Consider the following 23516-nt stretch of genomic DNA (forward strand, 5'->3'; position numbering starts at 1 on the left):
ATGCATCCCGCAATCCGTGTGAGCGAGATATTCGGGCCGACTATCCAGGGCGAGGGCGTGCTCATCGGCTTGCCGACGGTGTTCATCAGAACCGGCGGATGTGATTATCGCTGTTCATGGTGCGACAGCCTTCACGCGGTGGACAATCAGTATCGCCATGAATGGCTACCGATGCCGATCGATGCCGTGTGGCAAACCGTCCATGCGCTTTCCGGCGGCAGGCCGGTTATGGTCTCCTTGTCAGGCGGCAACCCGGCCATTCAGCCGTTCGGTCCCCTCATAGAACGCGGCCATCGCGAGGGCTATCGTTTTGCACTGGAAACGCAGGGTTCCGTGGTGAGGGAGTGGTTTGCGGATCTTGACGTGCTGACCCTTAGCCCAAAGCCGCCGTCCAGCGAGATGACCACCCGTTGGGCTGCGTTTGATGCATGCCTCGAAGCGGCGCAAGAGAAGCCGCAAATCGTGCTCAAGCTCGTCGTTTTCGACGAGAGTGACTATGCCTACGCCAAAGAAGTCGCGGCGAGATATCCGCACCTTCCGATCTATCTGCAACCCGGCAATCACACGCCGCCGCGCCCTGGCAGTGAAGACGCCTCTGTCGACTTGGACGGAATAATGATGCGAATGGAATGGCTTGTCGAAAGGGTGACTAGCGACAGGTGGTTCGAAGCCCGCGTGTTGCCGCAGCTGCACGTTCTGCTTTGGGGTAACAAGAGGGCGGTCTAGTCTGCGGCTTGCGTCGCACCGGAAGGCCGGGCTCCAACGGCTTGGCAGGCTCTCTTCGCGTGCCGAGTACAGCCGAGCTTTGTTCGCGTCAGCGGTCTCGCGATTGTGCGGCTGGAAACCGCCCGGACACCCCGCTGCCGGCGTGTGTCACCTTGACTCCGATGAGCTGTCGTCACGCAAAGTTGAAATCCGCAAGAACTGGCCTTCTCGCCCCACCTGCTCCGTCGCAAGCACGTCATCCCCTCATCCTTGTCCAGCTCTTATCGATGTATCTCATTGTCCGGCCTGACGCACGACTGTCAGCATGGGAATGCATCCATTGCGCAAATGCCTTCCATAAAGAAGATCGATTTCCTCACTGGCCCAACGTGAAATATAGCAACGTTTTCGTGGCGTGGGTCGGCTGCGTCGGGAGTAGCGATGAAAACGTATTAGGGTCGCCTGCGTCTCCTTGGGCAGCGAGTGTAAAGTATAGCGATGCGGCCTCCGGCGCGAACGGCAGCCGCGCAGTGATCACCTTCGCCTGTGCCTTTGCGGCGGGGGTCAAGCGCTGGTCTGCTCAAATTTTTTATCGTTTAGCTGGTTGAAACTGCTCCCGTTGCGGGCTGCAGAAGCCGGCCAGCCGAGAAACGGCAGCCGCACTTATGAAAGCACGCCAAGGCATGCGGGCATCTATCAGTTGCAAAGGACAATACTGGCCGCGCCGATTGGCCATCACGCGTCCATTAGGGCAGCCACCAACATCAGTTCGCAAGAGGAGCAAAAGTAATATGTATCGTCGTCACCTGATCAAAGGGTTGGTTGCGCTCGGCGCATGCCGGATTTGCGTTCAAGCCGCCCAAGCGACCAGTGCCCATTGGGGGTACACCGGTCCGGTCGGACCGGAGCACTGGGCTGATCTGGATAAGGAAAATTTCGTATGCTCTGCCGGCACGCAGCAATCGCCGATCAATATCAACAGCGCGGTCAAGGCGGATATCCCGCATATCGCCATCGGCTGGCACAAGGGCGGCGGCAATATGGTGAACAACGGCCACACCATTCAAATCAATATGCCACAAGGCAGCACGCTGACCCGCAGCGATCGTGTCTACGAACTGGTACAGTTCCATTTCCATGCGCCAAGCGAACATCACGTGGCGGGCAAGAGCTTCCCGATGGAGGTGCATTTCGTTCACAAGGACACGCAAAGTGGTACTCTGGGCGTGCTGGGCGTCTTTTTAACGCCCGGCGCGACAAATGCCAGCTTTGCTGCCCTTGCTGCGGCCTTTCCCGAACTGCCGAATGGGGAGGTGACGATCGACGAGGTGAATCCCAACTGGCTTCTGCCAGCCTCGCTTGGCTATTGGACTTATGAGGGCTCACTGACGACGCCGCCGTGCACCGAAAACGTCGAGTGGATGGTGGCGATGGAACCGGTTGACGTTGATCCGGCAGACATCCAGCGATTTGCCTCCCTCTACCCGTCGAACGCGCGCCCTATTCATTCACCCAATCGACGCTTCATCCTGCGCCAGAGTTGAGCGCCGCCCCAGCGGTTCCGCACGGTCCAACATTCTTGGCACAAGTTGGCGCGAAGCCTCCTCTTCCGGTCTGGCGGTCTGACGGCGCTCCCCAAGCTGGCTAGTCTAAATGATAGGGATTCGGTGCCGACACCACTCGTCCCAAAGACGTCGCGGCGAGGTTTGTCTGCAACCCGGCAATCACACGCCGCCCCGCCGTGGTAATGAAGACGTCTCTGTCGAGTCCGACGGAATATGATGCGCATGGAATCGCTGGTAGAAAAGGTGACCAGCGACAGGTGGTTCGAAGCCCGCGTCTTGCCGCAGCTGCACGTTCTACTCTGGGGTAACAAGAGGGTGGTGTATACCTTCTCCTAGCTTCGCCGCCAACTACTCGGTTTTCCGAATTGCTCTCTATATTCTTGAAGACGATGCGTTCGTTAAAGACATGTGCTGCGCACCTGGTGTAAAAGCTGCTCTCATCATGCAGAGGTCAAGCCAGTCGGGCTCATCCGAGGCTATGGCCGTGAGCACTGTTCAGTTCGGCAGAGAGGGCGCTTTTGTACACACTTTGCGATCGTGGCGGCCCCGTGGGCAGATCTGCAAGCTGCCGCGACACTAACCTCTCGAAGCCCGCCCGCCCGCCTGTTGATGCGTGTCTCCCAGTAAGATTCCTGTCCAAGAACGTGATAATCTTCTTGCCAGTGTTGTAGCTGATGTTGCCCTTGATGCCGCAGCCTACCGCGGCGGGACCAAACTCAATGGCAAGCAGGCCGGCTAGGATCGTGCAGCCAGTCGCGAGCCTCGCCCACAACGGGGTCTCACGCGCATGAGGGCGCCGACCATGGGTTCGGCGGTTCGTACGCGTATAACACGTATCTTTCTGAAAAAATCAATGCTCTCGGCTAAGCTACTGAATTATTTGGCTTCCATATAGCGCGTCGGCGGAACCAACTTGTAGACGGGCTATGAAAGGTTAAGCGCGGATGTCTATCGGCCGCCGGCGTTCCCGCTCTGTAAGCCTGCCTGAACTACCCGCGCCGCGGTCAAGCCCCAGGCTCCTGCTCATCCAGCGACCGCCCGATCAATGGCAGGCTGGAAAGACAAGAGCCGATGTCTTCCGATGGTCTCGCCATCAGCTTTGGGCTAACTTCCCCATTCTCCCGCTTCGAGCTCGACACACGGCGGTTTGGATGGCGCACGACAATCTGTGTCGGCTTTGTCGTGTCCGTGACAGACGCCTGAAAGGCCCGTTCGCGCGTTTTGCCGCCGTCTAAGCGGCTGGAATTTAATGACAAAGTTTTTTCTGGGATCGGCCGATCACGCTGGTACGCTTTTTGCGATGCTTGGTGTGAGGCGGCACGAGCTGCCTATCGGCACTTGTGTCGCGGGCAGTCGCGATGATTAGAACGAAGGAAGGAAAGCTATTATGTCAGGTCTGCGTCAGATCGCCTTTTACGGAAAAGGCGGCATCGGCAAGTCCACCACGTCCCAAAATACGCTCGCTGCCCTTGTCGACCTCGGGCAGAGAATCCTCATCGTAGGATGCGACCCCAAAGCCGATTCCACACGCTTGATCCTGAATTCGAAAGCTCAGGATACCGTCCTGGATCTCGCCGCACAGGAAGGTTCGGTGGAAGACCTCGAACTCCAGGACGTGCTCAAGGTGGGCTACAGAGGCATCAAGTGCGTGGAGTCCGGCGGCCCCGAGCCGGGTGTCGGTTGCGCCGGCCGCGGCGTCATCACCTCGATCAATTTCCTCGAGGAGAATGGCGCTTATGACGATGTCGATTATGTCTCCTATGACGTCCTCGGCGACGTGGTATGCGGCGGCTTCGCCATGCCGATCCGCGAAGGCAAGGCCCAGGAGATCTATATCGTCATGTCCGGCGAGATGATGGCGCTCTATGCCGCCAACAACATCGCCAAGGGCATCCTCAAATATGCCCATTCGGGCGGTGTGCGGCTGGGCGGGCTGATCTGCAATGAACGTCAAACCGACCGCGAACTCGATCTGGCCGAAGCACTGGCTGGCCGATTGAATTCCAAGCTCATCCACTTCGTGCCCCGCGACAACATCGTCCAACATGCCGAACTCAGGAAGATGTCGGTGATCCAGTACGCGCCGGACTCAAAGCAGGCAGGGGAATACCGCGCTCTGGCCGAGAAGATCCACGCCAATTCGGGCCAGGGTACGATCCCGACGCCGATCACCATGGAGGAGCTGGAGGAGATGCTGCTCGACTTCGGCATCATGAAGACCGACGAGCAGATGCTTGCCGAGCTTCACTCCAAGGAAGCGGCGAAGGCGGCGGCCCAGTAGTGACATTAGCGCTGCCATGAATCGGCGCGCCTTGCAGAGAACGGCGCCTATTCTTTGAGGCGTCACCCAACCTTGAAAGGGGGACTCATGAGCCGGGAATACGAGAATGACGGTGCTCTTCATGCGAAGCTTATCGAAGAGGTGCTGTCGCATTATCCCGACAAGGCGGCGAAGCGCCGCAAGAAGCACCTCAACGTCGCAAAGAGCGGCAACGAGGCTGGCGGGGAAAGCGAGGTCCTTTCCGAATGCGACGTCAAATCGAACATCAAGTCCATTCCCGGGGTGATGACGATTCGCGGCTGTGCATATGCTGGTTCGAAAGGCGTGGTGTGGGGGCCAGTCAAGGATATGGTCCATATCTCGCACGGCCCGGTCGGCTGCGGCCAATATTCTTGGTCGCAGCGCCGCAACTACTACGTCGGTACAACGGGCGTCGACACGTTCGGGACAATGCAGTTCACCTCCGATTTCCAGGAGAAGGACATCGTCTTCGGCGGCGACAAGAAGCTGGAACAGATCATTGACGAGATTGAAGTCTTGTTTCCGCTCAACAACGGCATCACCGTGCAGTCCGAATGCCCTATCGGCCTGATTGGCGATGACACCGAGGCCGTTTCTCGCAAAAAGACCAAGGAGTATGACAAGACGATCGTGCCGGTACGCTGCGAGGGCTTCCGCGGCGTCTCGCAGTCGCTTGGCCACCACATCGCCAATGATGCAATCCGGGATTGGGTCTTCGACAAAAAGGATGTCAAGTTCGAGGCCGGCCCCTACGACGTCAACGTCATCGGCGACTACAATATCGGCGGCGATGCCTGGGCCTCGCGCATACTGCTTGAGGAGATAGGGCTGCGCGTGGTTGGCAACTGGTCGGGTGACGCCACACTCGCAGAGATCGAGCGCGCCCCGAAGGCTAAGCTCAATCTTATCCACTGCTACCGGTCGATGAATTACATCTGTCGGCATATGGAGGAAAAGTATGGCGTCGCCTGGATGGAGTACAATTTCTTCGGTCCCTCCCAGATCGAAGCCTCTCTGCGCAACATAGCCAAGCATTTTGGGCCGGAAATCGAGGAGAAGACCGAAAAGGTCATTGCCAAGTACAGGCCGCTTGTTGATGCGGTCATCGCCAAGTACCTGTCGCGCCTGGAAGGAAATACCGTGATGCTCTATGTGGGCGGCCTGCGCCCCCGCCACGTCGTCACGGCCTACGAGGACCTCGGCATGGTCATCGTGGGCACCGGCTATGAATTCGCCCACAGCGACGACTATCAGCGCACCGGCCACTACGTGAAGAACGGCACGCTGATCTACGATGACGTGACCGGCTATGAGTTGGAGAAATTCATCGAAGGGATTCGCCCAAATCTGGTCGGCTCGGGAATCAAAGAAAAATACCCGGTGCAGAAGATGGGCATACCGTTCCGCCAGATGCATTCCTGGGATTATTCAGGCCCGTATCACGGCTACGATGGCTTTGCCATTTTCGCACGTGATGTGGATCTCGCCATTAACAACCCGGTCTGGGACCTATTCCACGCGCCTTGGAAAAGAAGCCGGGGCGATGAGCGGGCGATGGCTGCCGAATAAACATTTGCTTCAGCCCCAGTCTCCCACTGAGACGGTGAACTCCCGCGGCCTCTGATCCGCCGGAGCCTGGAACGTCTTGACGTCCTGAGCTGCCGTCCCGCGCAGCCAGATGCAAAAGAGGTAATCATCATGCCGCAGTCGGCTGAAAAAATTCTCGATCACGCTCCCCTGTTCCGCGAGCCGGAATACAGAAAGATGCTCGCTGAGAAGAAGCTAAACTTCGAATGTCCGCACCCCGATGAAATCATTTCCGATCAGCGCGATTTCACCCAGACGTGGGAATACCGCGAAAAGAACCTCGCCCGCAAAGCGCTTGTCGTGAACCCGGCCAAGGCCTGCCAGCCGCTGGGTGCGGTATTCGCTGCCGCCGGCTTCGAGCGAACCATGTCCTTCGTCCACGGCAGCCAAGGTTGCGTCGCCTATTACCGCTCGCACCTGTCGCGCCATTTCAAGGAGCCTGCCGCGGCGGTCTCCTCCTCAATGACCGAGGATGCGGCGGTGTTTGGCGGCCTGAAGAACATGGTCGACGGGCTCGCCAACACCTACCAGCTCTACGACCCCAAGATGATTGCCGTGTCGACGACCTGTATGGCAGAGGTCATTGGCGACGACCTGCACAGCTTCATCCAGAACGCCAAGGACGAAGATTCAGTCCCGCGCGACTTCGACGTGCCCTTTGCCCACACCCCGGCCTTCGTTGGCAGTCATGTCGACGGCTATGACAACATGGTCAAAGGCATTTTGGAGCACTTCTGGAAAGGTCAGGAGCGTACGCAAATCGAAGGAACCATCAACATCATTCCGGGCTTCGACGGCTTCTGCGTCGGCAACAACCGGGAGCTCAAGCGCCTGCTCGATGTAATGGGCGTGTCCTATACATTGATCCAGGATGCCTCTGACCAGTTCGATACGCCTTCGGACGGTGAATACCGCATGTATGACGGGGGCACGAAGATCAACGAGGTGAAGAAGGCCCTCAACGCCGAGGCAACGCTTTCGCTGCAGCATCACAACACCCGAAAGACACTGGGCTATTGCGAGGAGGTCGGGCAGGCGACGGCCTCGTTCCACTATCCGCTCGGCGTTCAGGCGACGGACGAATTCCTGATGGAGGTCGCGGCGATTTCCGGCAAGGAGATTCCCGAGGCAATTCGCCTCGAGCGCGGCCGACTGGTAGACGCCATGGCGGACAGCCAATCCTGGTTGCATGGTAAGAAATACGCCATCTACGGTGATCCCGACTTCGTTCACGCAATGGCCCGCTTTGTCATGGAGACCGGCGGCGAGCCAACCCATTGCCTCGCCACCAATGGCACCTCGGCATGGGAAGCCGATTTGAAGAAGCTGCTAGCATCCTCGCCTTTCGGCAAGGCTGCCCAGGTTTGGGCGGGCAAGGACCTGTGGGCGCTGCGCTCACTGCTCTTTACCGAGCCGGTGGACCTTTTGATCGGCAATTCCTACGGCAAGTACCTGGAGCGCGACACCGGAACACCGCTGATCCGGCTGATGTTTCCGATCTTCGATCGGCACCATCATCACCGCTTTGCGCTCTTTGGCTACCAGGGAGCGTTGCGCGTGCTGACGACGATCCTCGACAAGATCTTCGACAAACTCGATCGCGAGACGAGCGAGACGGGTGTGACGGATTATTCCTATGACCTCACGCGCTAAGAGCCGTGGCCGGCTTTTCGCCGAGGCCATTCCTTGCCCAATGGACTGGGGAGGCTGAGCAATGTCCTCCCTCAGCGCCAAAATCAAGGACGCCTTCGATGAGCCCGCCTGCGATAAGAACCGTGGCAAAGATGCCAAGGCGCGCAAGGAGGGCTGCTCGAAGTCGCTGACACCAGGGGCGGCAGCCGGCGGCTGCGCCTTTGACGGAGCCAAGATCGTCCTGCAGCCGATCACCGACGTTGCGCATCTGGTCCATGCGCCGCTCGCCTGCGAGGGCAATTCTTGGGACAACCGTGGTGCGGTTTCGTCAGGGCCGACCTTGTGGCGGACAAGCTTCACGACCGACCTCACCGAACTCGACCTTGTGATGGGGCAGGGCGAGCGGAAACTCTTCAAGGCGATCCGCGAGATCAAGCACACATACGCGCCGCCGGCGATCTTCGTCTACTCGACTTGCGTAACGGCGCTGATCGGTGACGACATCGAGGCCGTGTGCAAACGCGCCACGGAAAAGTTCGGTTTGGCCGTGGTGCCGATCAATGCGCCTGGCCTGGCAGGCTCCAAGAACCTCGGCAATAAGCTCGCCGCCGAGGCGTTGCTCGATCATGTCATCGGCACGGTCGAACCCGACGACCCCGGACCCTACGACATCAACATCCTTGGCGAATTCAACCTCTCGGGCGAATTCTGGCTTGTAAAGCCGCTCCTCGATCGGCTCGGGATCCGGGTGCGCGCCTGCATTCCCGGCGATGCGCGTTACCGCGACATTGCTTCCGCGCACCGCGCCCGGGCGGCAATGATGGTGTGCTCGACCGCGCTGATCAGTCTTGCCCGCAAGATGGAGGAGCGCTGGGACATCCCGTTCTTCGAGGGCTCCTTCTATGGCATCTCCGACACATCGCAAGCTCTTCGAAACCTTGTCAGGCTGCTGGTGAGGAAGGGCGCCGATCCGGAGATCCTCGAGCGCACAGAGACGCTGATCGCGCAGCAGGAGGCGATCGCGTGGAAGAAACTCGAATCCTACCGGCAAAGGCTCCAAGGCAAGCGCGTGCTGCTCAACACAGGCGGTGTGAAGTCCTGGTCGGTTGTCCATGCGCTGATGGAGATCGGAATCGAGATCGTCGGCACCTCGATCAAGAAATCTACGGTGCAGGACAAGGAGCGCATCAAACAAGTTCTCAAGCACGACAAGCACATGTTCGAATCCATGGCTGCGAGCGAGCTGTACGCCATGCTCTCTGAACACAGGGCCGATATCATGCTGTCGGGCGGTCGCACGCAATTCATTGCGCTCAAGGCCAAGACGCCCTGGCTCGATATCAACCAGGAGCGCCAGCATCCTTATGCCGGCTATGACGGCATGGTGGAACTCGTACGCCAGATCGACCTCGCCATTCACAATCCGATCTGGTCTCAGGTGCGCCAGCCGGCCCCGTGGGATTGCCAGCCTGAGCTGATAGGCGAATTGCCGTGCACGAGGAACGAGACCGCGTACCTGTTTGATGAATTCGCCTGCGCGACGGCACACGAGTGTTGAGGCGACCGATGGCCCGCATCCTTCCCCAGAGCAAATCGGCGGCAGTCAACCCGCTGAAGTCGTCGCAGCCGCTGGGTGCCGCCTTTGCCTTTCTTGGCGTCGACGGTGCGATGCCGCTGTTCCACGGCAGCCAAGGCTGCACAAGCTTTGCGCTCGTTCTCTTCGTGCGGCACTTTAAAGAAGCGATTCCCTTGCAGACTACGGCGATGGATGAGGTGGCGACCATCCTCGGCGCAGCCGACCATCTGGAAGAGGCGATCCTCAACCTCAAGAACCGCACGAAGCCAACGCTGATCGGGGTGTGCACGACCGCGCTGGTGGAGACGCGTGGCGAAGATTGCGCGGGTGATATTGCCAACATCATGCGGAAGCACACGCAACAGCTTGCGGGTACGGAGGTCGTGCTGGCCAACACGCCGGATTTTGACGGCGCGATCGAAGAGGGCTGGGCCAAGGCAGTCACCGCAATGATCGAAGGGATTACGCGCTCGGGCGAACGGGCGCGGCACCCGAAGAAGATCGCAATCCTGCCCGGATGCAACCTCTCTATCGCCGACATCGAGCATATGCGGGACATGGTTGAAAGCTTTGGGCTCAAGCCGGTTATTCTGCCCGACATTTCAGGCTCGCTCGACGGTACGGTTCCTGACCGCTGGGTAGCGACCACATACGGCGGCACCAGCGTCGAAGACATTCGCGAGTTGGGCACGGCCATGCAATGCATCGCCATCGGTGAGCACATGCGCCGCCCGGCGAAAGCGCTGCACGGGTTGACCGGCGTGCCTTACGTGTTGTTCCAGTCACTGACTGGGCTGCAGGACACGGACCGCTTCGTGTCGCTGCTGTCTGCGATTTCGGGCGCGGCGGTACCGGCCCGCGTGCGCCGGCGCCGGGCGCAATTGCAGGACGCGATGCTCGACGGACATTTCCATTTCGGCGGCAAGAAAATTGCCATCGCTGCCGAACCAGACCAGCTGTTCCAACTTGCGACCTTCTTTGCTGGCCTCGGCTCCGAGATAGCCGCGGCCGTCACAACGACCGACAGGTCTAAAATTCTCGAGAAAGTCCCGGCGGTTTCGGTTCAGATCGGCGATCTCGGCGATCTGGAAAGTCTTGCCGTCGGTGCTGACCTGCTTGTCACGCATTCGCACGGGCGCCAAGCATCGGAGCGGCTCCGAATTCCGCTCATGCGCATCGGGTTCCCGGTCTTCGATCGACTAGGCAGCCAGCACAAGCTCGCAATTCTCTATCAGGGCACCCGCGACATGATCTTCGAGGTCGCCAGCATCTTCCAGGCCAACCAACACGCGCCCACTCCTGAGGCGCTTGATCCACTCCGTAATCGAGAAATATCACGATGAACGCTGTTCGCCGCCTCTCGCTGGTCAGTAGTGAGGTTTTCGCCCCGATGCCTGAACGACGTAAGGGCGCATTGCGCGTTGCGATCGCCACTCAGGACATGCAGGACCTCAACGCCCATTTCGGGTCGGCCAGGCGCTTTGCTGTCTACGACGTGACGCGCGAGGAATGGAATCTCGTAGAAGCCGTGGCCTTCGATGACGTGTCCGATGAAAGCGGGGAGCATCGGGCCGAGCGCGATGATCGCATCACGCCAAAGGTGGATGCGCTCAAGGGCTGTCAGATCCTGTTTTGTCTGGCAATTGGCGGCCCTTCGGCAGCCAAGCTTGTCGCGGCAAAAATCCACCCGATCAAAGTGGCGGAGCCCCAATCGATCCCACAGGTGCTCTTGCGCACGCAGATGATGCTCAGGACGTGTCCTCCGCCTTGGCTGCGCAAGGTGCTGGCGCGAGCGGGCATTGCCGAAAAGAAACCGTCCTTCGAGGACGAGGACTGAAAAGAGGAGGACGCCAATGCCTGACCCCGCAATCCCCCCAGCTGTCGCCGAAGACGAGGCGGCTCTTTGCACCCCGTTCGTCAAATGCCTCGTGCGGCTGATCCGTTCTCAGGATTCCTATGGCTCGTGGGAACGCAAAGCGGACGCTGAGCTGCTGGGCGACTTCATCATTACCAAGGAACAGCGCCGAGGGATCCCAATCATCGGAGATCCCGATCCCGACGTGCTGTGGAGGCTCGACAAGTACTACGCCGCCATCGGGCTTGCGATCGAGGAGCGCTGCGGCCTTATGGCATCGCCGATGATCCAGGTGAGCCATGAGGGTTTTGGTCGGGTGCTTTTCACGACCGGACGGCTGGTCGTTTTGTCCAAAACGCTGCGCGATGTCCACCGGTTTGGCTTCGAGACGCTCCTGAAGCTCGCCACGGCCGGTACGAAGCTGGTCGACGATGCGATTTCAGTCATCGAAACCTTTCCCCACGTGGCGCTGGCATGATGGGCGCGATTTTCGAGAAAGGCCATCATGACGGACCCGAGAAACTATGTTGGCCAGTCCCCTCGATCCAGGGACTCGAGGCCGACCAGGTTGTTGGGGTATCGCCGATGAAGAAGCCGCTGGTCCTGATCTGCTCGCAAGATGCCGAGTTCTATCTGCTCTACAGCCACATACTGGAGGTTGACGGTTTCAGCAGTGAGACGGCAGACGGCGCGAAGGCTGCGCTGGCCTTGGCCGAACAACGGGAGCTTCAGGCCGTAGTGCTGGATTGCGACCCAGCCAGCATAAACGGGTCCGCAATTTGCGCCCACCTCAAGCGGGAACCGCGCACCACCGACCTGCCTATCATCGCCCTGATCGCGCCTGGCGCCGAGCACCAGCACCTCGATCTCTTGAAGGCAGGCGTTGAGAGCTTTGTGCGGCCGGTGGCTCCGGCCAAGCTGCTCGACTGCCTGCGGGCGAGGCTCGGGCTGACCAAGCGTGGTCCGAACGGGGTTGAAAACGACAGTTGGATTTGTTGTGGAGGCCTGGAGATGAAGCTCGATGCCCATCGGGTTCGCGGTAATGGCCACGACATCCATCTCGGACGGATCGATTTCAACGTGCTGCGGCTTATGATTGAGGCCCCCGGCAAGGTCTTCAGCCGGGACGAGCTTATCGGGGCGGCCTGGCTGCCCAACATTCATGTCGGTGCACGCACCGTCGATGTCCATATCAGCCGAATCAGGAGGGCGCTGAAAACGGCCTTGCCCGGCAGCGTCATTCGCACCGTCAGGTCGGCCGGCTACTCGCTCGAGAAGCCGGACGACTGAAATCGGTGATCGAACGTGGTGCCGCTCTCTCTTCCTCCTGAGAGCGGTGTTGCCGCTTTGAGGCGCTCCTAACGAAGACCAGGAGAAGCAGGCAAATGGAATTTAAAAGCATATTCAGTGTGACGGGTGCTGATCATTCTGATGAGGACCCCACAACAGCTGCCGGACTGTGTGCCGAGGTCGGCGCGCACCTATCGGTACTCATTATACCGCCTCCATTGCTCTTGATGTTGTCTCCGCCCCCCGAATGGAATACAGGACGTGCACAGGCAATTGCAGTACCGAACTATCGATTTCAGCAAATCGAGAAATTTTCACAGGACGTGACCAGAATGGAAAGACGGTCCGCGGATATCCTCAAAAGGCTGAAAGCTATGTCGCTTTCCTGTGACGTTGACACCGACTATTGCGATCCGGCTAGCCTCGGTGAAGTGGCACGACAGCGGGCGCTCTGCGCTGACCTGACGATCGTTGGAGGAGACCTCCTCAACGATGAGACTCTCGGACCTCCTGTTGTCAACGGCTGCTTGTTCGATAGCGGAAAGCCGGTGCTCATCGTGCCGAAGGGCGTTAAGGCGACGCTGTCGCCTCGACGCGTGCTGGTCGGCTGGGATTCGCGTGTAGAGGCCTCGCGTGCGGTTCGGGAAGCTCTTAGTATCCTATCCGCTGCCAAGGAAGTCTGTGTCGCTATGGTCGATCCAAAGGCGCAAAACAACGGGAAAGGCGCGCAGTCTGGAGCTGACATCGCTGCCTATCTTACTCGGCACGGTGCTCGGGTCTCCGTTGACCTGCTTAAGAGCGCCGGCAAATCGGCGGGCACAGTGCTGACCCAGCACGCGAACGACATCTGTGCTGACATGATGGTTATGGGTGCTTATGGCAGCCGTGGGCTGCGTGAGCGGATTTTCGGCGGTCCGCCGAGCTGGAGCTTTGGGAAGACCACATTGCCGCTGTTTTTGGCTCGCTGATCAGCTCCGTAGGAACACCGATCAGGTCGTAGGACCGCCAACCAGTCCGAAGTCGTCGTCGGTTACCGGTCGGATTGCGGAGACATGGCTGGATCCGCGAACATCTTGCGACGCTTGTCAGAGCCAAACCGGACGCCTCGACTGCTTCACGACGCTCTCGTGAACCAACTCGTGCGAGATCGTCCGCAACGGGCAGTAAAGACGAACGGCTGCAGCAGACCGCAGCCAAGCCACAGGGCGGGTGTACCAGGAGACCCCGCCTCGTGCGCGAACCCTGTTGGAAGGCCCCTTATCAGTACCCGGACGCGCGTCAAATCGGCGGCTGTCCCTGTCAGCCTGCGGTGTGCAAGGGCCGCTGCCGCGGAGCTTCCCCTGCCCGATCGTCGGGCGTGCGACAATGTCGGATTCCAGACGAGCTGGAACTGCGCGAACTCGTTGGTTTGACAGGTCTTTATCCGGCACGCCGCATGCATGGGAGTCTCCGAAAGCATTAAGAGCCGTTATCCATGGTTACGCCCCTCGAAAGAAAGAGCCGCTTCCGTCGTGGCAGGGAAACAGCCACTCCTGGGGTGGAGGCCGGCGCTAGAAGCCGCCGTAAGATCCGGAAGAGCCGCGCGACAGCATCACACACTTTCCTTCTGCTCTTGGGTTCGGATCACGCCGCGCCGCTGTCGATGCCGCCGACATTGAGCCCAAGACCTGGAAGGCGGCACACGCTTTTGCTGTCCTCTCAGTCGGGACCGCGGCTCAAGCATGCCTGTGAGGTTCGCATTGCTCAATGCCCGGCAATCGACGTCAACATGCCGCTGAGTTGGAAAACACTCCTAGAGGAGTAAGGATAAGTGGACCTCTTTTGTATTGGTGTGGGTGCTGGACCATCTAATTTGAGCCTTGCGTGTCAGATACAGGAAGAGATTGCGCAAGGGGCACTGTTCCTGGACCGGGAGGTCGATTTCCGAGGACATCCAGGCAGCGCTTTCGATTGCGCGGAGCTCCAGGTCGGCCACTTCCAGGATCTGGTTACTCTGGTCAATCCGCGATCAGCCTACACATTCGTAAACTACCTCCACGAGAACGGGCGTCTTTACAATTTCCTCAATGCGCAATTTCACGGGGTGCTTAGAGCCGAGTTCGCCCAATATCTCAACTGGGCGTTCCAGAAGAATCCGCTTGTCCGTGGCGGCGAGGCCGTTCGCGAAATCCGCTTTGACGGCGAGTTTCGCGTGCGGACGGACAACGCGGTCCTTGATGCAAGAAACCTCGTCATCGACATAGGCAAGCAGGCGCAAATTCCGCCTCAGTTTCATGGCTGGACTGGACCCAACCTGTTCCACTCATCTGAGTTGGCCCACATCAATCCTGAGGTGCAAAAAAAGCATGTCTGCGTTGTTGGCGGCGGACAGTCGGGAGCCGAGCTGCTACTGCACCTTGTCGGCCGGCCGAAAGAACGGCGGCCCGCGGCGATCACATGGGTCTTGACGCGCGAGATGCCTTTCGACGACCACGCGTTCACAAACGGGCTGTTCACGCCATGCTTCTCGGATCGTTTTGCTGCGATGAGCGAGGTGCATCGACAGCTGTTCCTGCGGCGTTTCGCGCTTGCCTCCGAGGGCATTTCAGAAAGCAAGTTGCGCGCGGTCTATCAGGCGCTCTACCACCACGCCTTTCTCGAGCCACACCAATGCGAGATCACATTGCGGCCAAGTTGCAACGTGTCGCGCTGCATCAATGCCGGAGCAGGGCACAGGCTCACGCTGCAACGCGGCTTGGACAACATCGGAGAAGTAACCGCCGATATCGTCATCCTGGCCACCGGGTACGAGAAACCGCTGCCGGGTTTCCTAGAACCGATCGCAGATCGCCTCGAACAGATCGGCAATGAGCTCGCCATCGGCGAGGATTTTTCGGTGTACTGGGACGGACCGCGAGACCGACGCCTTTTCGTTCAGAACGCCTGCCTTGGACAGCGCGGGCTGGCTGATCCGAACTTTGGGCTGCTGGCCTGGCGAGCGCGCCGCATCCTTGACAGCCTTCTGCGGCGCGCGCCATGCGCCAATCCCGAGCATCTAGGGTTCATCAACCGTCCCTTGACGGAGTGCTGGCCCGACCTCGGAGTCGAACAAATGGGCAGCGGGATATGATTCGTCGATATTGATGATCGGCGGTGGCATTCAGGAAAGATTTCCGCCTCTGGCGGCAAAAGCGGGACGAGCAATATTCCTACGGCGTCAGATCGCTCTGCTCGCGCTTGAGCAAGGTAGCGTCGCGCGACTCCTGCTTGGCGTGAAACAGCAAAGGGCATTCAATCACGATGCAGCTTTACGTGCTGTCGGGCTCAACGCCACGTGGATCGAGCCCAACGCCGCCGTTGGCAACCGCGACGCGAATTATGACGCCGGGCCACATGCGGCGGTGGCTGCAAGGGTACCGAGCCTCTCCCGCACTTTCGACCCCATCGCCGAAGTGCGACTACTCCAGGACGCCGAAGCCGGTCTTATCGCCAGCGGGCCAGCCAAACTCTCACCTTCCTAAACGGCAGCCGCTAAGGTGAGCCGTCGAAAGCCGACATTCAGGTTAACGTCAGCTGGCCGTGTTAGGGCTCGCTTATTCAAGGCGGTACCGGCGCTTGCCGAAGCTAAGAAGGGTTGGCATGCCCTTTGCCGTGCTTGATGTGCGGCAACACGGTGAGAGCTCCGCTGAAGCAAGCGAGAGGGAGCAATGCCCTCGAGACCGTGTCCGATTTTGACTGGAAAATATTCCGCGACAAAAGAGACGAAAGGTGTGGAATGACTTTGGACACCAAGATGGAACTGCGTATGGGGTCCCCGGCTCCTGCGCTGAAAGTGGAGAACTGGCTGCGTGGCGAGCCCCTCACGAGCCTTCGGCCCGGCAAGGTCTACCTCGTTGAATTTTGGGCGACTTGGTGCCGACCATGTGTCCACGCCATGCCCCATTTGATCGAACTGCAGGAGAAATATAAAGACAGCGGATTTGAGATTATCGGAGTCGCAGCTTGCGAAAAGGCTGCAACCGCGGACGAAGCGCGGACCAACGTGGATGCCTGGCTGACCGAGAAGTTCCCGAATCTGAATTATCGGACAGCGTTCGATTGCACTGGCGAAATGAAAAAGCTCTGGCTGGAACCCAGCTCTTCGTTCGGGATTCCCACCTCGTTCGTGGTCGACCGCGACGGCCACATCGCTTATATCGGCCACCCGGCACCTCTCGATGACGTTTTGCCGAAAGTCCTTAACGGCAGCTGGCGCAGCAGCTATGAAGCGAAAGCCGTCGATGCAAAGCGAATCTCGCGTGTGCGCGAATCGTCGCTGAGTCAGCCGATATACGCCAAACTTGGGCCGGCGATGCAGGACGAGGATTGGGCAGCGGCACTATTGGCCATCGAAGAAGGCCTCGCCGTGATGCCAGACTCTTTTGATTTTCGGCGGGTTCATGCGGATATTCTGCTTCACAAGCTGCGCGACATCAAAACCGGCTTGCCGCTTATGCGCGAATTGGTCGAGGACGCGATCAACAAAAAGTTCGAAGCGATGTCTTGGGTGGTGATGGCGCTGAACCAACTCTTCCATCCCACGATCGACAACTCCCATCTTCCGCATGATGATCGCTTTGCGATGGGCAAGGAGCTCTCCGAACAGATCCTGGAACTTAATCCTCCGCAAGGCGATGGAGACTTTAAATTCGGGTGTTACTTTCCGGTCGCTCAGTATTATTACGAGAGCGGCAACAAGGACCGGGCGATCGAGTTGATCGAGGTGGCAATCAAATCGCTGGACCATTCGGAGCCAGTGCCGGACCAAACCAAACAGCGCTACCTCACCTCGTTGCTCCAAGCCCTGGCCAACTACACGGGTGAGCCTGCCTGTCACGCGGGTCTCTGTGTGGCTCCGCAAAACAAGACTTCCGAAACTCAAAACGCTGTCACTTCCTGAGCAAGGATCGCGAAGGGCATGACAATTGGAATTGAACACCGGCAAATCCGCCCGCCCAGGCGCACTTCGCAGCAATAACGTCGATGCCGCAAAAGTGCGCGGCTTGCGGCAGGTGGAATTTCCATTGCGTTTACCTCGGGTCGAACCGCGGCGCAGGCGTTCGCGCCGCGGTGAAAGGTCTCGCATTGGTGGACGTGCTCGAGGTCGGCCACGGGACACTGTTGCGTGGGATCGGCTCGCCCAAGCCATTCCCCGCCCACGCAAGCGCCCGAACCACACATCGCAGAAAAAGAGATCGTCCTTCAAGAGGAGTACTGAAATTGGGGAAAAGCGAAATTCCTCATGAACCGGTTGGCCCTGCTGTCCACGGGGACGGCGAGGCCCTTGCTTCCCCGTTCGTCAAATGCCTCCTGCGGCTCATTCGTACTCAGGATTCCTTCGGCTTATGGGAAGGCCATTCGGATGCCGAGCTGCTGGCCGAGTTCATCATCACCAAGCAACAGCAACGTGCGGTACCCTTTGGCGGCGATCCCGATCCTGACGCGCTGTGGAGGCTCGACATGTTTTACACCGCCGTAGCGCTTGCGATCGAGGAGCGCTCCGGCGTGTCGACGTCGCCGACAATAGAAATGAAACCCGTGGGGGCTTCCGGCGGTTGGGCGTTCTGTCGAGACGTCCACCGGTTCGGCTTCGAGACTTTCCGCAAACTTGCTGAGGCCGGTACGAAACTGGTCGACGATGCGACTGCAGCCATTGAAGCCTAGCCCGAGATGGAGCGCATCAACAAAACCATTGTTCCAGGAAGGATCTATGTCAGACCTAGATAAGATGAGGAAGAAAGTCCGAAAGCTCCAGTTGCGTGCAGCTATTGCCAAGATGGCATTGCAGGACCTTGTCGAGGGTCTGCCGGGCAAGTGGGCCGACATACAGGAAGTCGCCGAGAAAACCCAAGCCGTTTATGCCGAGTTGGATGTTGCCAAGAGAGAACTCGCTTCAATGAAGAATTTAGGATGATGCGCACATTCACCACCCGTGACGGCTCCATTTGGATGCCGCCGTACCTGACCTCCATCGATAGCAAACCTGCATCGGCTGCTGCCGTTGTTTCAAGGTCTGCTCGCGCGATGTCATGCATCTTCACGGCGTTGATGATGCGGGTGAAATCCTCGGCCCCTGCGATGACGAGGACGACGATTTCGACGGCAAGCTCAATCGCATGATCATGGTTGTCGATGATGCCGGCCGCTGCATCGGCTGCGGAGCCTGCGGCCGCGTCTGCCCCAAGAACTGCCAGACGCATGTTGCGGCCGACGAGCTCGCAACATGATCTGGCGAAAACCAGGGGAGCGGCGTGCACTTCATCTTTTTGTCGGCTCGTGGGGCTGGTCCTGTGCAGCAATGCGTCGATGGTTTACTTCGCTTTGGATTCGCTCCGTGTGGCAGTCGTCACGACGCTGGCCTGTTCGCTGCTGCTTCAGGCCGGCTCCTTCGGCCGCGTGCTCTTTCTGATCTGGCAGTCCTCTAGCCGCGCTCGTGGAACTCGCCACAGGGGCCAGCATGCCGATGGTTACAGGAAAGCTCGGGTACCAGTCGTCTGACTCTGATCAACTGCGGAATGCAATTTTCAGCTGTGTCCCGGCTTGGTCGAATGCCCAGCATGTGCTGCTGCTTTGATGCGCGGATGACAGGATCAGTGCTCAGACCCACACCAATTTTGGTCACCCTCTGATGACTGAGCTGATCGTATAGGGAATCTGTGTTCGGCTAACACGCGACCATACCCCTGGGCTGACCGGTGCGTAGCCGGTTCAGGTACTTTTTTGCTGGAGATAGCATGCTGGAAAAATTCGAACGTTATCCGCTCACCTTTGGACCCACGCCGATCGAGAGGCTCGACCGCCTCGGCAAGCATCTGGGCGACAAGGTGGAAATCTACGTCAAACGCGAGGACTGCAACTCCGGTCTCGCGTTCGGCGGAAACAAGCTGCGCAAGCTCGAATACATTGTGCCCGACGCGATCGCGTCAGATGCCGATACGCTCGTCACAATCGGTGGCGTGCAGTCCAACCATACGCGCATGGTCGCTGCGGTCGCCGCCAAGATCGGCATGAAATGCCTCCTGGTCCAGGAGAGCTGGGTCCCACATGATGATGCTGTCTACGACCGGGTCGGCAATATCCTCTTGAGCCGCATCATGGGGGCAGAGGTGCGCCTGGTTGACGAGGGCTTTGACATCGGCATCCGCCGCAGCTGGGAAAAGGCACTTTATGAAGTCAAGGCAAGGGGCGGCAGGCCATATGCGATACCTGCCGGCGCCTCTGTCCACAAATACGGCGGCCTGGGCTATGTGGGGTTCGCTGAGGAGGTGCGTGCCCAGGAAGAGCAGCTTGGGTTTGCCTTCGACTATATCGTCGTCTGTACGGTGACTGGTTCAACCCACGGCGGCATGCTCGTCGGGTTCGCCAAGGATGGTCGACAGCGCAACGTGATCGGTATCGATGCCTCCGCCATGCCCGCCAAGACCAAGGCGCAGGTGCTCGGCATCGCCCAAAATACAGCGAAGCTCGTCCACCTCGGAGCGGAAATTGTCGAGGCAGACGTGGTGTTGTTCATGGACTACGCGTACCCGGGTTATGGCGTTCCATCGGAGGAAACCAAAGAGGCAATCCGTTTGTGCGCGCGGCTCGAGGGCATGATTACGGACCCCGTTTACGAGGGCAAATCGATGCAAGGGATGATCGACCTCGTCCAGAGGGGCTTCTTTCCACAGGGATCGAGGGTCCTCTACGCACATCTAGGCGGCGCGCCGGCGATCAACGGGTACGGCTACACCTTTCGCAACGGCTGACGTTCGGCAGTCTGCGATTCCGCGGTCGCGCTCGAACGTGGGTAGGTAGCGTCGTTCGAGCGCTTGGCTGGAGAAGTGGAGGCAGCGACGGGCATCCACTAATTGGTACCATTACGTGCTGTCGGGGCTCAACGCCACGCGCATTGAGCGCATGCCGCCGTTGGCAACCGCGAGGCGAATTTTGACTCCGGGGCAAGAATCCACACGCGGCGGTGGCGGCACGAGGACCAAGCCGGCGAGTTCGCGCTTTCGAACTGGCGCCAAACTGCCACTGCTCGAGGACCGAGGCCAGTCTAATCACAGGCGAGCCGTCCAAGCTCTCAAGAGATAGGGCGAAACCCGACAGCGGCAGAAGACATGTCGGGTTCACGACAATCGGCCGCATTTAGCCTCGTGGAGAATTTCAAAGCATTTCCCGCCGCTTACCGGAGCTGAGGGAATTGGCACCTCCGTTGCAGCTTGATGTGCGGCAACACGGTGAGAGCTTCGCTGAAGCAAGCCAGAGGGAGCGATGCCCTCGAGACCGTGTCCGATTTTGACGGGAAAATATTCCGCGACAAAAGAGACGAAAGGTGTGGAATGACTTTGGACACCAAGATGGAACTGCGTATGGGGTCCCCGGCTCCTGCGATCAAAGTGGAGAACTGGCTGCGTGGCGAGCCCCTCACGAACTTTCGGCCCGGCAAGGTCTACCTCGTTGAGTTTTGGGCGACTTGGTGCGGACCATGTGTCGACGCCATGCCCCATTTGATCGAACTGCAGGAGAAATATGAAGGCAGCGGATTTGAGGCGGTCGGAGTTGCCGCCTGCGAACAGGGTCCTACCGCAGACGAGGCGCGGACCAACGTGGATGCCTGGCTGACCGAGAAGTTCCCGAATCTGAATTATCGTATCGGGTTCGATTACATTGGCGAAATGAACAAGCTCTGGATGGATCCCAGCTCTTCGATTGGGATTCCCACCTCGTTCGTGGTCGACCGCGACGGCCACATCGCTTTTATCGGCCACCCGGCGGAACTCGATGACGTTTTGCCGAAAGTCCTTAACGGCAGCTGGCGCAGCAGCTATGAAGCGAAAGCCGCCGATGCAAAGCGCATCGCGCATAACCAACTTGCAGCGCGCGAAATGTCGCTTACCGGGCCGATATACGCCAAACTTGAGCCGGCGATGCAGGCCGAGAATTGGACGGCGGCGCTCTTGGCCATCGAAGAAGGCCTCGCCTTGATGCCAGACTCTTTTGATTTTCGGCAGATTCATGCGGATCTTCTGCTTCACAAGCTGCGCGACATCAAGACCGGCATGCCGGTCATGCGAGAATTGGTCGAGGACGCGATCGACAAAACGTCCGACGCGGTGTCGTGGATGGCCTTGGCCCTCAACCAACTCTTCGATCCCACGATGGACAATTCCCATCTTCCGCGCGCGGAGCGCTTTGCGATGGGCAACGAGCTCTCGGAACAGATACTGGCACTCAATCCCCCGAACGGCGATGGCCCGTTTAAATACCGCCGGTACCTCCCGGTAGCTCAGTATTATTACGAGAGCGGCAACAAAGATCGCGCAATCGAGTTGATCGAGGTGGCACTGAAATCGGTGGACCGGCTGGGGCCAATTCCGGACCACACCAAACAGTACTATCTTACCCCATTGCTCGAAGCACTGGCCAACTACACGGGTGAGCCTGCCTGTCACGCGGATCTTTGTGTGGCTCCGCAAAAGAAGGCACCCGAAACTCAAAACGCAGTCACTTCCTGAGCAAGAATCGCGAAGGGACTGACAATTGGAATTGAACACTGGCCAATCCGCCCATCGAAGCTCTCTTCGCAGCAAGTATGTCGATGCAGCAGGGCGGCGGCTTGCGGCAGGTTGGATTTCAATTGCGTTGACCACCGGTCGGATCGCGGCGCAGACAATGTGCGCCGCGAATTCGCGCCGCAGGTCTCGCACTCGTGGACATGTCGAGGTCGGCCACGGGGCACTCTTGGGGTTGGCCCGCCCAAGCCATTCGTCGGCCACGCAAGCCGACCCGGAGTGGGCATCGCAGGAAAAGGAAATCGTACCTCGAAGACGAAGACTGAAATGACGAACAACGAAATTCCTCCGGTTGGCCCTGCTGTCCACAAGGACGACGAGGCCCTTGCTTCCCCGTTCGTCAAATGCCTCCTGCGGCTCATTCGTACTCAGGATTCCTTCGGCTTATGGGAAGGCCATTCGGATGCCGAGCTGCTGGCCGAGTTCATCATCACCAAGCAACAGCAACGTGCGGTACCCTTTGGCGGCGATCCCGATCCTGACGCGCTGTGGAGGCTCGACATGTTTTACACCGCCGTAGCGCTTGCGATCGAGGAGCGCTCCGGCGTGTCGACGTCGCCGACAATAGAAATGAAACCCGTGGGGGCTTCCAGCGGTTGGGCGTTCTGTCGAGACGTCCACCGGTTCGGCTTCGAGACTTTCCGCAAACTTGCTGAGGCCGGTACGAAACTGGTCGACGATGCGACTGCAGCCATTGAAGCCTAGCCCGAGATGGAGCGCATCAACAAAACCATTGTTCCAGGAAGGATCTATGTCAGACCTAGATAAGATGAGGAAGAAAGTCCGAAAGCTCCAGTTGCGTGCAGCTATTGCCAAGATGGCATTGCAGGACCTTGTCGAGGGTCTGCCGGGCAAGTGGGCCGACATACAGGAAGTCGCCGAGAAAACCCAAGCCGTTTATGCCGAGTTGGATGTTGCCAAGAGAGAACTCGCTTCAATGAAGAATTTAGGATGATGCGCACATTCACCACCCGTGACGGCTCCATTTGGATGCCGCCGTACCTGACCTCCATCGATAGCAAACCTGCATCGGCTGCTGCCGTTGTTTCAAGGTCTGCTCGCGCGATGTCATGCATCTTCACGGCGTTGATGATGCGGGTGAAATCCTCGGCCCCTGCGATGACGAGGACGACGATTTCGACGGCAAGCTCAATCGCATGATCATGGTTGTCGATGATGCCGGCCGCTGCATCGGCTGCGGAGCCTGCGGCCGCGTCTGCCCCAAGAACTGCCAGACGCATGTTGCGGCCGACGAGCTCGCAACATGATCTGGCGAAAACCAGGAGAACGGCGTTGCACTTCATCTTTTTGTCGGCTCGTGGGGCTGGTCCTGTGCAGCAATGCGTCGATGGTTTACTTCGCTTTGGATTCGCTCCGTGTGGCAGTCGTCACGACGCTGGCCTGTTCGCTGCTGCTTCAGGCCGAC

Annotated in this window: 21 protein-coding genes and 3 pseudogenes; all 24 read left to right on the plus strand. The window is 58.9% G+C overall.

Annotation, left to right across the window (positions count from 1 at the left end; all coding sequences use genetic code 11):
* The 24 genes and pseudogenes from queE (at position 1) to fdxB (EN852_RS33100) (ending at position 23358) form a co-directional block, all read left to right on the plus strand.
* Positions 1-726, plus strand: coding sequence for a 7-carboxy-7-deazaguanine synthase QueE (gene queE, locus EN852_RS32985; protein WP_164752747.1), 726 nt, complete (start codon positions 1-3; stop codon positions 724-726).
* Between the two features lie 770 nt (positions 727-1496).
* Positions 1497-2249, plus strand: a complete 753-nt coding sequence (locus EN852_RS32990) for a carbonic anhydrase (RefSeq protein ID WP_126063825.1) — start codon at positions 1497-1499, stop codon at positions 2247-2249.
* 160 nt (positions 2250-2409) lie between these two features.
* Positions 2410-2606, plus strand: a pseudogene (locus EN852_RS42650) (7-carboxy-7-deazaguanine synthase QueE); the annotation flags it as partial.
* A gap of 1051 nt (positions 2607-3657) precedes the next feature.
* On the plus strand, positions 3658-4551 hold the full coding sequence (gene nifH, locus EN852_RS33000; protein WP_024505261.1) for a nitrogenase iron protein: 894 nt from the start codon (positions 3658-3660) through the stop codon (positions 4549-4551).
* 87 nt (positions 4552-4638) lie between these two features.
* Complete coding sequence (nifD, locus tag EN852_RS33005; protein WP_024505262.1) at positions 4639-6141, plus strand: nitrogenase molybdenum-iron protein alpha chain; 1503 nt, start codon at positions 4639-4641, stop codon at positions 6139-6141.
* 129 nt (positions 6142-6270) lie between these two features.
* Positions 6271-7812 carry a nitrogenase molybdenum-iron protein subunit beta gene (gene nifK, locus EN852_RS33010; RefSeq protein WP_126063826.1) on the plus strand — a complete coding sequence of 514 codons (1542 nt, stop codon included), beginning with the start codon at positions 6271-6273 and terminating at the stop codon, positions 7810-7812.
* Positions 7813-7873: 61 nt separating this feature from the next.
* Positions 7874-9349 (plus strand): nitrogenase iron-molybdenum cofactor biosynthesis protein NifE, encoded by a 1476-nt coding sequence (gene nifE / locus EN852_RS33015; protein ID WP_095489376.1) that lies wholly within the window; start codon positions 7874-7876, stop codon positions 9347-9349.
* Between the two features lie 8 nt (positions 9350-9357).
* Positions 9358-10710 (plus strand): nitrogenase iron-molybdenum cofactor biosynthesis protein NifN, encoded by a 1353-nt coding sequence (gene nifN, locus EN852_RS33020; RefSeq protein WP_126063827.1) that lies wholly within the window; start codon positions 9358-9360, stop codon positions 10708-10710.
* Positions 10707-11204 (plus strand): nitrogen fixation protein NifX, encoded by a 498-nt coding sequence (nifX, locus tag EN852_RS33025; protein WP_063169371.1) that lies wholly within the window; start codon positions 10707-10709, stop codon positions 11202-11204. The genes nifN and nifX overlap by 4 nt, the downstream gene beginning before the upstream one ends.
* 16 nt (positions 11205-11220) lie before the next feature.
* A complete protein-coding gene (locus EN852_RS33030; RefSeq protein WP_024505267.1) occupies positions 11221-11700 on the plus strand; it encodes a NifX-associated nitrogen fixation protein in 480 nt (159 codons plus the stop codon).
* On the plus strand, positions 11697-12512 hold the full coding sequence (locus EN852_RS33035; protein ID WP_063169370.1) for a response regulator transcription factor: 816 nt from the start codon (positions 11697-11699) through the stop codon (positions 12510-12512). The genes EN852_RS33030 and EN852_RS33035 overlap by 4 nt, the downstream gene beginning before the upstream one ends.
* 95 nt (positions 12513-12607) lie before the next feature.
* Positions 12608-13480: a universal stress protein gene (locus EN852_RS33040; protein ID WP_127880089.1), complete on the plus strand. Its 873-nt coding sequence runs from the start codon at positions 12608-12610 to the stop codon at positions 13478-13480.
* Positions 13481-14322: 842 nt separating this feature from the next.
* Positions 14323-15621, plus strand: coding sequence for a SidA/IucD/PvdA family monooxygenase (locus EN852_RS33045; RefSeq protein WP_063169368.1), 1299 nt, complete (start codon positions 14323-14325; stop codon positions 15619-15621).
* Positions 15622-15631: 10 nt separating this feature from the next.
* Positions 15632-16012: a hypothetical protein gene (locus tag EN852_RS33050; RefSeq protein WP_126080606.1), complete on the plus strand. Its 381-nt coding sequence runs from the start codon at positions 15632-15634 to the stop codon at positions 16010-16012.
* 272 nt (positions 16013-16284) lie between these two features.
* Positions 16285-17430: a TlpA disulfide reductase family protein gene (locus EN852_RS33055; protein WP_063170388.1), complete on the plus strand. Its 1146-nt coding sequence runs from the start codon at positions 16285-16287 to the stop codon at positions 17428-17430.
* A gap of 320 nt (positions 17431-17750) precedes the next feature.
* On the plus strand, positions 17751-18194 hold the full coding sequence (locus EN852_RS33060) for a DUF269 domain-containing protein (RefSeq protein WP_245458601.1): 444 nt from the start codon (positions 17751-17753) through the stop codon (positions 18192-18194).
* A 46-nt stretch (positions 18195-18240) separates the two neighbouring features.
* A complete protein-coding gene (locus tag EN852_RS33065) occupies positions 18241-18444 on the plus strand; it encodes a CCE_0567 family metalloprotein (RefSeq protein WP_063169367.1) in 204 nt (67 codons plus the stop codon).
* Positions 18441-18757 (plus strand): annotated as a pseudogene (gene fdxB, locus EN852_RS33070) (ferredoxin III, nif-specific). The gene EN852_RS33065 and the pseudogene fdxB (EN852_RS33070) overlap by 4 nt, the downstream one beginning before the upstream one ends.
* A 79-nt stretch (positions 18758-18836) precedes the next feature.
* Positions 18837-19028 (plus strand): exopolysaccharide production repressor protein, encoded by a 192-nt coding sequence (locus EN852_RS42655; protein ID WP_127394248.1) that lies wholly within the window; start codon positions 18837-18839, stop codon positions 19026-19028.
* 236 nt (positions 19029-19264) lie between these two features.
* A complete protein-coding gene (locus tag EN852_RS33080; protein ID WP_024505903.1) occupies positions 19265-20278 on the plus strand; it encodes a 1-aminocyclopropane-1-carboxylate deaminase in 1014 nt (337 codons plus the stop codon).
* Positions 20279-20875: 597 nt separating this feature from the next.
* Positions 20876-22033 (plus strand): TlpA disulfide reductase family protein, encoded by a 1158-nt coding sequence (locus EN852_RS33085; RefSeq protein WP_126080608.1) that lies wholly within the window; start codon positions 20876-20878, stop codon positions 22031-22033.
* Positions 22034-22357: 324 nt separating this feature from the next.
* Positions 22358-22795, plus strand: coding sequence for a DUF269 domain-containing protein (locus EN852_RS33090; RefSeq protein WP_126097329.1), 438 nt, complete (start codon positions 22358-22360; stop codon positions 22793-22795).
* A 46-nt stretch (positions 22796-22841) separates the two neighbouring features.
* Positions 22842-23045 (plus strand): CCE_0567 family metalloprotein, encoded by a 204-nt coding sequence (locus EN852_RS33095; RefSeq protein ID WP_063169367.1) that lies wholly within the window; start codon positions 22842-22844, stop codon positions 23043-23045.
* Positions 23042-23358, plus strand: a pseudogene (gene fdxB / locus EN852_RS33100) (ferredoxin III, nif-specific). The gene EN852_RS33095 and the pseudogene fdxB (EN852_RS33100) overlap by 4 nt, the downstream one beginning before the upstream one ends.
* The last annotated feature ends 158 nt before the right edge of the window (positions 23359-23516 follow it).

Source organism: Mesorhizobium sp. M2E.F.Ca.ET.209.01.1.1 (genome assembly GCF_004010375.2).
Classification (GTDB): domain Bacteria; phylum Pseudomonadota; class Alphaproteobacteria; order Rhizobiales; family Rhizobiaceae; genus Mesorhizobium.

Coding starts and splice junctions, on each gene's coding strand:
- queE (WP_164752747.1), top strand. CDS start 1: ATGCATCCCGCAATCCGTGTGAGCGAGATATTCGGGCCGACTATCCAG.
- EN852_RS32990 (WP_126063825.1), top strand. CDS start 1,497: ATGTATCGTCGTCACCTGATCAAAGGGTTGGTTGCGCTCGGCGCATGC.
- nifH (WP_024505261.1), top strand. CDS start 3,658: ATGTCAGGTCTGCGTCAGATCGCCTTTTACGGAAAAGGCGGCATCGGC.
- nifD (WP_024505262.1), top strand. CDS start 4,639: ATGAGCCGGGAATACGAGAATGACGGTGCTCTTCATGCGAAGCTTATC.
- nifK (WP_126063826.1), top strand. CDS start 6,271: ATGCCGCAGTCGGCTGAAAAAATTCTCGATCACGCTCCCCTGTTCCGC.
- nifE (WP_095489376.1), top strand. CDS start 7,874: ATGTCCTCCCTCAGCGCCAAAATCAAGGACGCCTTCGATGAGCCCGCC.
- nifN (WP_126063827.1), top strand. CDS start 9,358: ATGGCCCGCATCCTTCCCCAGAGCAAATCGGCGGCAGTCAACCCGCTG.
- nifX (WP_063169371.1), top strand. CDS start 10,707: ATGAACGCTGTTCGCCGCCTCTCGCTGGTCAGTAGTGAGGTTTTCGCC.
- EN852_RS33030 (WP_024505267.1), top strand. CDS start 11,221: ATGCCTGACCCCGCAATCCCCCCAGCTGTCGCCGAAGACGAGGCGGCT.
- EN852_RS33035 (WP_063169370.1), top strand. CDS start 11,697: ATGATGGGCGCGATTTTCGAGAAAGGCCATCATGACGGACCCGAGAAA.
- EN852_RS33040 (WP_127880089.1), top strand. CDS start 12,608: ATGGAATTTAAAAGCATATTCAGTGTGACGGGTGCTGATCATTCTGAT.
- EN852_RS33055 (WP_063170388.1), top strand. CDS start 16,285: ATGGAACTGCGTATGGGGTCCCCGGCTCCTGCGCTGAAAGTGGAGAAC.
- EN852_RS33065 (WP_063169367.1), top strand. CDS start 18,241: ATGTCAGACCTAGATAAGATGAGGAAGAAAGTCCGAAAGCTCCAGTTG.
- EN852_RS42655 (WP_127394248.1), top strand. CDS start 18,837: ATGGTTTACTTCGCTTTGGATTCGCTCCGTGTGGCAGTCGTCACGACG.
- EN852_RS33080 (WP_024505903.1), top strand. CDS start 19,265: ATGCTGGAAAAATTCGAACGTTATCCGCTCACCTTTGGACCCACGCCG.
- EN852_RS33085 (WP_126080608.1), top strand. CDS start 20,876: ATGGAACTGCGTATGGGGTCCCCGGCTCCTGCGATCAAAGTGGAGAAC.
- EN852_RS33090 (WP_126097329.1), top strand. CDS start 22,358: ATGACGAACAACGAAATTCCTCCGGTTGGCCCTGCTGTCCACAAGGAC.
- EN852_RS33095 (WP_063169367.1), top strand. CDS start 22,842: ATGTCAGACCTAGATAAGATGAGGAAGAAAGTCCGAAAGCTCCAGTTG.